General features: G+C 67.2%; 9 protein-coding genes. 5 read left to right on the plus strand and 4 right to left on the minus strand.

What is annotated here, in order from left to right:
* The first annotated feature begins 96 nt into the window (after positions 1 to 96).
* Both AX685_RS12690 and AX685_RS12695 read left to right on the plus strand, forming a co-directional pair.
* Positions 97 to 528, plus strand: a complete 432-nt coding sequence (locus AX685_RS12690; protein ID WP_066489253.1) for a VOC family protein — start codon at positions 97 to 99, stop codon at positions 526 to 528.
* Complete coding sequence (locus tag AX685_RS12695; protein WP_066489258.1) at positions 525 to 827, plus strand: polyhydroxyalkanoic acid system family protein; 303 nt, start codon at positions 525 to 527, stop codon at positions 825 to 827. Before AX685_RS12690 ends, AX685_RS12695 begins: the two co-directional genes overlap by 4 nt.
* 137 nt (positions 828 to 964) lie before the next feature.
* Here the strand turns inward: AX685_RS12695 and AX685_RS12700 are convergent, their stop codons facing one another.
* Both AX685_RS12700 and AX685_RS12705 read right to left on the minus strand, forming a co-directional pair.
* Complete coding sequence (locus AX685_RS12700) at positions 965 to 2,293, minus strand: PQQ-dependent sugar dehydrogenase (RefSeq protein ID WP_066489262.1); 1,329 nt, start codon at positions 2,291 to 2,293, stop codon at positions 965 to 967.
* A gap of 206 nt (positions 2,294 to 2,499) precedes the next feature.
* Positions 2,500 to 3,327 (minus strand): class I SAM-dependent methyltransferase, encoded by an 828-nt coding sequence (locus AX685_RS12705; protein WP_066489277.1) that lies wholly within the window; start codon positions 3,325 to 3,327, stop codon positions 2,500 to 2,502.
* A 79-nt stretch (positions 3,328 to 3,406) separates the two neighbouring features.
* Here AX685_RS12705 and AX685_RS12710 point away from each other — a divergent pair, with 79 nt between their 5' ends.
* The 3 genes from AX685_RS12710 (at position 3,407) to AX685_RS12720 (ending at position 5,317) form a co-directional block, all read left to right on the plus strand.
* Positions 3,407 to 3,826: a helix-turn-helix domain-containing protein gene (locus AX685_RS12710; protein ID WP_066489264.1), complete on the plus strand. Its 420-nt coding sequence runs from the start codon at positions 3,407 to 3,409 to the stop codon at positions 3,824 to 3,826.
* 181 nt (positions 3,827 to 4,007) lie between these two features.
* Positions 4,008 to 4,814 (plus strand): helix-turn-helix domain-containing protein, encoded by an 807-nt coding sequence (locus tag AX685_RS12715; RefSeq protein ID WP_066489266.1) that lies wholly within the window; start codon positions 4,008 to 4,010, stop codon positions 4,812 to 4,814.
* Positions 4,815 to 4,864: 50 nt separating this feature from the next.
* Positions 4,865 to 5,317 (plus strand): SgcJ/EcaC family oxidoreductase, encoded by a 453-nt coding sequence (locus AX685_RS12720; RefSeq protein WP_176484911.1) that lies wholly within the window; start codon positions 4,865 to 4,867, stop codon positions 5,315 to 5,317.
* 359 nt (positions 5,318 to 5,676) lie between these two features.
* On the opposite strand, the gene katG is transcribed toward AX685_RS12720, so the two are convergent.
* Together katG and AX685_RS12730 are read right to left on the minus strand one after the other, a co-directional pair.
* Positions 5,677 to 7,911, minus strand: coding sequence for a catalase/peroxidase HPI (gene katG / locus AX685_RS12725; protein ID WP_066489275.1), 2,235 nt, complete (start codon positions 7,909 to 7,911; stop codon positions 5,677 to 5,679).
* A gap of 149 nt (positions 7,912 to 8,060) precedes the next feature.
* Positions 8,061 to 8,555, minus strand: a 495-nt coding sequence (locus tag AX685_RS12730; protein ID WP_331710170.1) for a transporter associated domain-containing protein, incomplete at its 5' end; no start/stop codon positions are given.

Below are 8,555 nucleotides of genomic sequence, written 5' to 3' on the forward strand. Positions count from 1 at the left end.
GGGGTGATGTCCTGATCGGGCGGCGCCGACAAGCCGGCGTCGCGGAAAGGTGTCGCAAGGGGTGACGTCCGCCTGGCGCAGGCGTATCACAACCGCATGACACTGCGCCCGTTCCATCTCGCCTTTCCCGTCCACGATCTGGCCGCCGCGCGCGATTTCTACACGCGCGTGCTCGGCTGTACGGAAGGGCGGTCGAGCGACCAGTGGATCGACTTCGATTTCGGCGGGCACCAGATCGTCGCGCACCTCGATCCGGCGGCGCGCGCGGTGGCGGTGGAAAATGCCGTGGACGGCCATCACGTGCCGGTCCCGCATTTCGGCATCGTGCTGACGATGGACGACTGGCACGCGCTGGCCGCGCGGGTGGAGGCGGCGGGCGTGCCGTTCGGCATCGCGCCCTATGTGCAGTTCAAGGGGTTGCCGGGCGAGCAGGCGACGATGTTCTTTCGCGATCCCAGCGGCAACGCGCTGGAGTTCAAGGCGTTCGCCGACGACGCGATGTTGTTCGAAACGGAGACCCGCCGATGAGCCAGCCGATCGAAGTGGACCTGCCGCACCAGTTGGGCGTCGCGGCGGCGCGGCAGCGGATCGAGGGCGGGTTCGGCAAGCTCGCCGACTATGTCCCCGGCGGGCATGTCGCCGAACATCGCTGGGACGGCGACACGCTGCACTTCATCGTCGAGGGGATGGGCCAGCGGATCGCGGTCAGGCTGGAAGTCGCCGAACGCAACGTCCATGCGGTGTTCGACCTGCCCGGCTTCCTGGCGATGTTCGCCGAACCGCTGCGCCAGAAATTGCAGAAGGACGGGCCGAAGCTGCTGGAGTGACCCGTCATCCCGGCGCAGGCCGGGATCTTCCGGTTGTCGCATGGTCGTTCACGTCGCAAAGACCCCAGCCTTCGCTGGGGTGACGGCGGCCGAACGTCATTCCGGCGAAAGCTGGGACCTCCCCGTTGCGACGCCCCCTACTTCCCCGCGCTCACCCGCCAGATCGCGTTGCCGACGTCGTCCGCCACCAGCAGCGCGCCGGTCTTGTCGGTGATGACCCCCACCGGGCGGCCATGCGCCTTGCCGTCGGCGTCGACGAAGCCGGTCAGCACGTCGACCGGCTTCGATCCCGCGACCGGCCAGCCGGCCGGCGTGAACGGCACGAACACCACCTTGTAGCCCGACAGCGGCGAGCGGTTCCACGATCCATGCTCGCCGATGAACGCGCCGCGCGCGAAGCGGTCGCCCAGCCTGGCGTCGGCGGCAAAGGTCAGCCCCAGCGCGGCGACGTGCGGACCGAGCGCATAGTCGGGGCGCTTCGAATATTGCTGGAGCTCGGGGTTCTTCGGCTCGACGCGGTTGTCGACATAGCCGCCCCAATAATACCACGGCCAGCCGAAATGGTCGCCCAGTTCCACCGCGGTCAGATAATCGGGGACCAGGTCCGACCCCAGCATGTCGCGCTCGTTCACCACCGTCCACAGCCGGTTGGTGCCGGGCACCAATGCCATGCCGTTGGGGTTGCGCAGCCCGGCGGCGAAGACGCGATAGGTCTTCTCCTTGGGCCATACCTGCAGGATCGCGGCACGGTTGCGTTCGGCGGCCAGCCCGTTCTCGGCGATGTTCGACGACGAGCCGACCGACACGTACAGCGTCCTGCCGTCCTCCGCCGGGATGACGTTGCGCGCCCAGTGGTTGCCGCCGCCGGGCAGCTTGACGACCAGTTCGGGCTTCGCGGTGATCTTCGTGGCGCCCTCGGTATAGGGCACGCGTACCAGCGCATCGGTGTTGGCGATGTACAGCTGCCCGTCCAGCAACGCCATGCCGAACGGCGAGTTCAGCCCGGTCATGAACGGCGTCTTCAGCTCCGCCACGCCGTCGCCGTCGGCATCGCGCAGCAGCGTGATGCGGTTGGCGGACGGCACGCCCGCGCCGACCCGCCCCATCAGCACGCGCATCACCCAGCCGGTGATCCCGCCGCCCTTGCGCGGGGGCGAATTGGTCTCGGCTACCAGTACGTCGCCATTGGGCAGGCGGTACAGCCAGCGCGGATGGTCCAGCCCGGTCGCGAAGGCGGCGACGCGCAGCCCCGCGGCGGCGGTCGGGGTCTGCCCCTGTGCCCAGCCGATCGGCTTGGCGGTCTTCACCGTCGGGATCACCTGTTCGCGCGGCGCGGTGATGTCGGGCCGCGCCCCGGCGACCGCCGCCACGTCCTGCCGCGCCTTGTCCGGCCAGGCGAACCACGCGAAAACCGCGATCGCGATGACGAGGAGCAGGGCGAGCACCCGGAGGATGTGTTTGCGCATGGCGCAGGTTTACCGCGTCGCCGGGGCGGGGGCCATCCCCCCTCCCGACAATCGCTGTGCCGGGTCGCGGTAACGCCATCCGCTACCGGCTGCCGACGATGGGCAAATCCGGTCCGCGTGCGCCAGCATGATGCCTTTCGCGATGGGCTGGGACAATGCCGCGGTTACCGTGCCCCACCGGATGGCGGTTCCCGAGCAATGGATGATTAATCGGGAGGGTTGCGCGCGCGCACCAACCAGCAAGCGCAATCGAAAGATGCCGCGCCATCGGTCACGAACCCGGCGAACGCTTCGTCAAGCGCGATCTCGACCGTGGCACGCAACCCTTCTTCAAGGTCGGGAAGCGTCATGCCGACCCGCCCCATGCGCCGGACGTAGGTCGAAAGATCGCCGGCCGGCAAGCGGCACGGCACGTCGATCGGGCTGATGTCGATGGCATCCCATCCAGCGTCGCGAAGGATCTTCTCGACGCGCGCCGCATCCGCGAAGGCAAACTGACCCGGCGCATCGGGATCGGCCGGGGCTGTCCATCCGAGTAGCGGTGCCGCCGCCAACTCTCCTGCCATCATGAAGGGGTTCTCGGACCGGCTTCGCCAAACGACGCCGGTCAGCGTTCCGGCGGGACGGATGGCGCCCCGGATATTGGCAAAAGCGCTTGTGGGATCGTCGAAAAACATGACTCCAAAGCGGGAGATCACGGCGTCGAACGTATGCGGGGCAAAGTGATGCCGTTGCGCGTCGCCCTCCAGAAATTGCGCATTGGCCAGTCCCTCCGCTTCCGCCCTCCGCCGCGCCACGTTCAGCAGGGGGAGGGAAACATCGATCCCCGTGCAGCGACCCGCCCCGCGTCGCCGGGCGAACGCCAGCGTCGTCGCGCCCGTGCCGCAGCCGATATCCAGAACATCTCTGATCCGATCGGTCAGGGTGGCATCGATGATGATCTCCCCGAATGGAAGGAACAGGCGATCCAGGAGCGGCTGGAGATCCGCCCATGCGTGACCGCGCCGCCCGTTCCACACAGGCTCCTTATTCACCTTGCCGCTCCATCGCCGATCCTTGTGGACAGATGTGATTCGCGCCATCATGCCACCTCAAGTCAACTTGAGGTCAAGCATGTCGTTGATCGATATCGTCGAGGTCTGTCGTCGTACCGGCCTGAAGGCGTCGACATTGCGATATTACGAGGAGGTCGGGCTGATCGAGTCGCTTGGTCGGCGTGGTCTGCGCAGGCTCTTCGCTCCCGATGTCACGGATCGGCTGTCGGTGATCGCCCTGGGCCGCGCGGCGGGCTTGTCGCTGGCGGAGATCGGCGGGATGGTCGGAGCGGATGGCACCATCACGGTTGATCGCGCCCTGCTGGTCAAGAAAGCGGACGGAATCGATCAAACGATCAAGCGGTTGAAAGCGGTGCGCGATGGCTTGCGGCACGCGGCAGCCTGTCCTGCCGCCCAGCATGACGATTGCCCCACTTTCCAGCGTCTTCGGACGGTCGCACTCGGCCGCATACGCCATGCGACATCCCGGCCGACCTGATGTTGTCGATAGGCCCGAACACGAGTCTCCATCGGGATGGCGATGGCGCACGGAATGCGGGGCGTCATCGCAGCGGGCCGTTTTTTCCGAAACCCGTTCGCAGATGGATTGTCCTCGAATGTCGACCGGAGATGAGGGATCGTGTCGAGCGGGGCGAGGTCCTCCCGCGGAGCAACATGCAATGAAGACCGGTTTCGTCCGCCCGGCATCGGATCTGATCGAGGTCGTGGCCGGCTTTCGCCAGCGCGTCTCGCTATCGTCTGCGCCACCGTTGACCCTGGCGCTTCCCGCACGCCCCGAGCTGTTCGTCGAATTCTATTTCGGCAATCCCTATCGGACCCGATCCGGTCATGCTCCGTCCACCGTGCTTGTCGGCCCCACGACGCGCTATCATACGGACATCGAGATCGCCGGGACGATCGATACCTTTACGATCAAGTTCCAGCCCAGCGGAGTGCACCGGCTTTTCGGTCTGCCGGGGCCGCTCCTGGTCGATATGGCGGAAGAGGCCGGCGCCGTTGAGGCGGGATTTCGCGACTTGCGCGAACGGTTGCAGGTTACGCCGCATTTCCCCCGCCGTATCGACATCGCGCAGGCTTGGCTGCGCACACGGATGCTGTCCGCGCGATCCCCGGATGTGATCGACCGGGCGGCCCGACTGATTCGACGATCGGCGGGATGCGTTCGTCTCGACCACTTGGCCGCACAATGCGCGATAGACCCGCGCAGCTTCCGCCGCCGGTTTGTCGAGGCGGTCGGCGTGTCCCCCAAGCTGTACAGCCGTATCTCCCGCTTCCATGCGGCGCTGGAGCTGAAGGGGCAACAGCCGACGCTGACGTGGACGCATGTATCGCAGCGGTTCGGCTATTTCGATCAGTCGCATCTGTTGCGCGACATGTCCGCCTTTGCCGACGGCATGGCGGTTCCCGGTCGATACCGGTCAAGAGACACGGATGCCGCTGCCGATATTTCCTATTCCGGCCGCTAGGCCGGTGTCATCCCTCTCCACGGCCGTCCCGCCGCATGGAGACCCGATCGATGCCCTCACCGTCCGCCACACCCGCCGATATCGTCGCATGGCTGGAGGCCCATTGCCGGGCGTGGAACGAGGATGACGTGCCCGGAATGTTCGCCACCGCCGCGCCGGATCTCCACTGGGTCAATGTGGTCGGCATGCACTGGCACGGGCGGGACGCATCGATCGCAGCGCATGTCGCCTTTTTTCGCCAAATGTTCGCGGGGGTGCCTTTGACGCTCGCGGCGATCGAAAGCGTGACGGCCGTCGATGTGAATGTGCGGGTCGTCGTCGTGCGATGGCAGGTCGGCGATTATGTCGTGCCGACCGGAGAGGTCATTGCCGGGGAGGAAAACCGTATGAGCCTGGTCTTCTCCGGTTCGGACGACGCGCTGCGGTTGCGGCACGTCGCCAATGTCCGCATCGATCCGATCGCCGCCCGGCACGACCCGGTGCACTCGATGAATGCGGGGTAAACCGCCATGCAGCGGGATACGGATTGGCGTCGCCCGCGCCCCATTCACCTTGGATCGTGACCCGCCTTCTGGTGTGGCGCAACGGGGTAGCGTCGGGGGGCCACGAAGGGCGCCATTCCCGGTACGCGCACGGCGCCCGCACGGCAAAGGAAACGCGCTGCCGCCCCCGTTTCGGGTGGCGACAGCGCGTGAGGGGTCGGGGAAGGCCGCCGGCGTGGGGGGCACGCCGACGACCCCCGGCCGGACAGCGTTCGGGCGACCCGAAGGGCTTGCCTGGCCGGTCAGCGAGGGAGGAACAGGCCGCCGACGCGGCGTCGGCCTATCCCTCCCAATTCGTCAATGACTTGCTAGCCGATCGATCAGCGCTTGGCCAGATCAAATCGGTCAGCGTCCATGACCTTGCACCATGCCGCGACGAAGTCGGTCACGAACTTTTCGTGGGCGTCGGCGCTGGCGTAGACCTCGACCAGCCCGCGCAGTTGCGAGTTCGAACCGAACACCAGATCGGTGCGGGTCGCCGTCCACTTCTTCTCGTCGGTGGCGCGATCGGTGCCGACATAGGTTTCGTCGCCCTCGCCATCCACCTGCTTCCACGCAATGCCCATGTCGAGCAGGTTGACGAAGAAGTCGGTGGTCAGCTGCCCGACGCGATCGGTCAGCACGCCGTGCTGCGAATCGCCGTGGTTGACGCCCAGCACGCGCAGCCCGCCGACCAGTGCGGTCATCGACGGCGCGCTCAGCCCCAGCAGCTGCGCGCGGTCGAGCAGCAGCTCCTCGGTCGGCACGTTGAACCGCACCTGCAGGTAGTTGCGGAACCCGTCCGCCTTCGGCTCCAGCACGTCGAAGCCGGCGGCATCGGTCTGTTCCGCGGTCGCATCGGTGCGGCCGGGGGTGAAGGGCACGGTCACGTCATGCCCGGCATCCTTCGCCGCCTTCTCGATCCCGGCGGCACCGCCCAGCACGATCAGGTCGGCGATCGACACCTTCTTGCCGCCGGCGGCCGCGCCGTCGAACTCGGCCTTGACCTGTTCCAGCACCGACAGGACGCGCGCCAGCTTGGCCGGTTCGTTGACGTCCCAGTCCTTCTGCGGGGCCAGGCGGATGCGCGCGCCATTGGCGCCGCCGCGATGGTCGGACCCGCGATAGGTGCTGGCTGATGCCCAGGCGGTACGCACCAGATCGGCGACCGACAGGCCGGACCCGAGCAGTTTGGCCTTCAGCGCGGCGATATCCGCATCGTCGATCAGCGGGTGGTCGACCGCGGGGATCGGATCCTGCCAGATCAGATCCTCGGCCGGCACGTCGGCGCCCAGGTAGCGCGCCTTCGGCCCCATGTCGCGGTGGCACAGCTTGAACCACGCGCGCGCGAAGGCATCGGCGAAGTAATCGGGGTCGGCCCGGAACTTCTCCATCACCTTGCGATATTCCGGGTCGACCTTCATCGCCATGTCGGCGGTGGTCATCATCGTCGGCACGCGGCGGTCGGGGCTGTGCGCGCCGGGCGCCAGCGTCTCGGCCGGGTTGCCGACCGGCTGCCACTGCTTGGCGCCCGCCGGGCTGCGCACCAGTTCGTACTCATGGTCGAGCAGCATGTCGAAATAGGACATGTCCCACTGGATCGGCGTCGGCGTCCATGCGCCCTCGATGCCGCTGGTGATCGTGTGATCGCCGAAGCCGCTTTCGTGCGTGGAATGCCAGCCAAGCCCCATCTGCGCGATGTCCGACCCTTCCGGCTCGGCACCAACCAGCGACGCGTCGCCCGCGCCGTGCGCCTTGCCGAACGTGTGGCCGCCCGCGGTCAGCGCGACGGTTTCCTCGTCGTTCATGCCCATCCGCGCGAACGTCTCGCGGATGTCGCGCGCCGACTGCGCCGCATCGGGGTTGCCGCCCGGCCCCTCGGGATTGACGTAGATGAGGCCCATCTGGATCGCGGCCAGCGGGCTTTCCAGCACCATCTCGCGGTCGGGCTGGATGCGGGTCTGGTTGTCGGCGTGGCCGACCCATTCCTCCTCGGTGCCCCAGTAGACGTCCTTCTCCGGCTCGTAATCGTCCTTGCGGCCGCCGCCGAAGCCGAACACCGGGCCGCCCATCGATTCGATCGCGACATTGCCGGTCAGGATGAACAGGTCCGCCCAGCTGAGCTTGCGGCCATATTTCTGCTTGATCGGCCACAGCAGCCGGCGCGCCTTGTCGAGGTTGGCGTTGTCCGGCCAGCTGTTGAGCGGGGCGAAGCGCTGTGCGCCCGAGGAGGCGCCGCCGCGCCCGTCGCCGGTGCGATAAGTGCCCGCCGAATGCCACGCCATGCGGATGAAGAACGGGCCGTAATGGCCGTAATCCGCCGGCCACCACGGCTGGCTGTCGGTCATCAGCGCGCGCAGGTCCGCCTTCACCGCCTCCAGGTCGAGCGACAGGAATTCCTTCGCATAGTCGAAATCGTCGCCCCACGGATTGCCGGTGACGCCGCGCTGGTGGAGGATGTCGAGCGGCAGCTGGTTGGGCCACCAGTCGCGGTTGGTGCGGCCCAGCAGCGACCGCAGCGCGCCCGGCTCCTTCATCGGGCAGCCCAGCGGGCTGCCATCGGCGATCTTGTCCATCGGGTCATCTCCTCTCAACCGCCGCCCGTTCCGGGCGATCGACGCGGACAATGTGCCCGCGCCTTCGTACGGATCAATGACAGGAAGCTAGATCAGACCCACTGATCGGGAAAATGCGAATTACTGGATGGTATGATCGACAGGAGCGATCAGATGCCGTCGTCGCTGGCCAGCGGGACCGGGGGGTGAAGCCGGACGCGGTTGATGCGGCGTTCGTCGGCATCCACCACCTCGATCCGCCAGCCGCTGGGATGGTCGATGCACGTCCCCGCCTCGGGCACGCGCCCCGCCAGCACCGCGGTCAGCCCGCCGATCGTGTCGACGTCGCTCTGCGCCTCGGCCAGCCGCATGTCGATCGCGCGGCCGACATCCTCCAGCTCGACGCGCGCATCCACGTCCCACGCGCCGTCGTCGAGCGGGATCATCAGCACCTCGGGCGCCTCGTCATGCTCGTCCTCGATCTCGCCGACGATCTCCTCGATCAGGTCCTCGATCGTGACCAGGCCTTCGGTGCCCGAATATTCGTCCAGCACCACCGCCAGGTGGATGCGCGACTGGCGCATGTCGGCCAGCAGGTCGAGCGCGCCGCGGCTCATGGGCACGTACAGCGGCTGGCGGATCAGCGCGGCGATGCTGTCAGGACG

The sequence above is a fragment of the Sphingomonas sp. CCH9-F2 genome (assembly GCF_001556735.1).
GTDB lineage: Bacteria > Pseudomonadota > Alphaproteobacteria > Sphingomonadales > Sphingomonadaceae > Sphingomonas > Sphingomonas ginsenosidimutans.

Coding starts and splice junctions, on each gene's coding strand:
- AX685_RS12690 (WP_066489253.1), top strand. CDS start 97: ATGACACTGCGCCCGTTCCATCTCGCCTTTCCCGTCCACGATCTGGCC.
- AX685_RS12695 (WP_066489258.1), top strand. CDS start 525: ATGAGCCAGCCGATCGAAGTGGACCTGCCGCACCAGTTGGGCGTCGCG.
- AX685_RS12700 (WP_066489262.1), bottom strand. CDS start 2,293: ATGCGCAAACACATCCTCCGGGTGCTCGCCCTGCTCCTCGTCATCGCG.
- AX685_RS12710 (WP_066489264.1), top strand. CDS start 3,407: ATGTCGTTGATCGATATCGTCGAGGTCTGTCGTCGTACCGGCCTGAAG.
- AX685_RS12715 (WP_066489266.1), top strand. CDS start 4,008: ATGAAGACCGGTTTCGTCCGCCCGGCATCGGATCTGATCGAGGTCGTG.
- AX685_RS12720 (WP_176484911.1), top strand. CDS start 4,865: ATGCCCTCACCGTCCGCCACACCCGCCGATATCGTCGCATGGCTGGAG.
- katG (WP_066489275.1), bottom strand. CDS start 7,911: ATGGACAAGATCGCCGATGGCAGCCCGCTGGGCTGCCCGATGAAGGAG.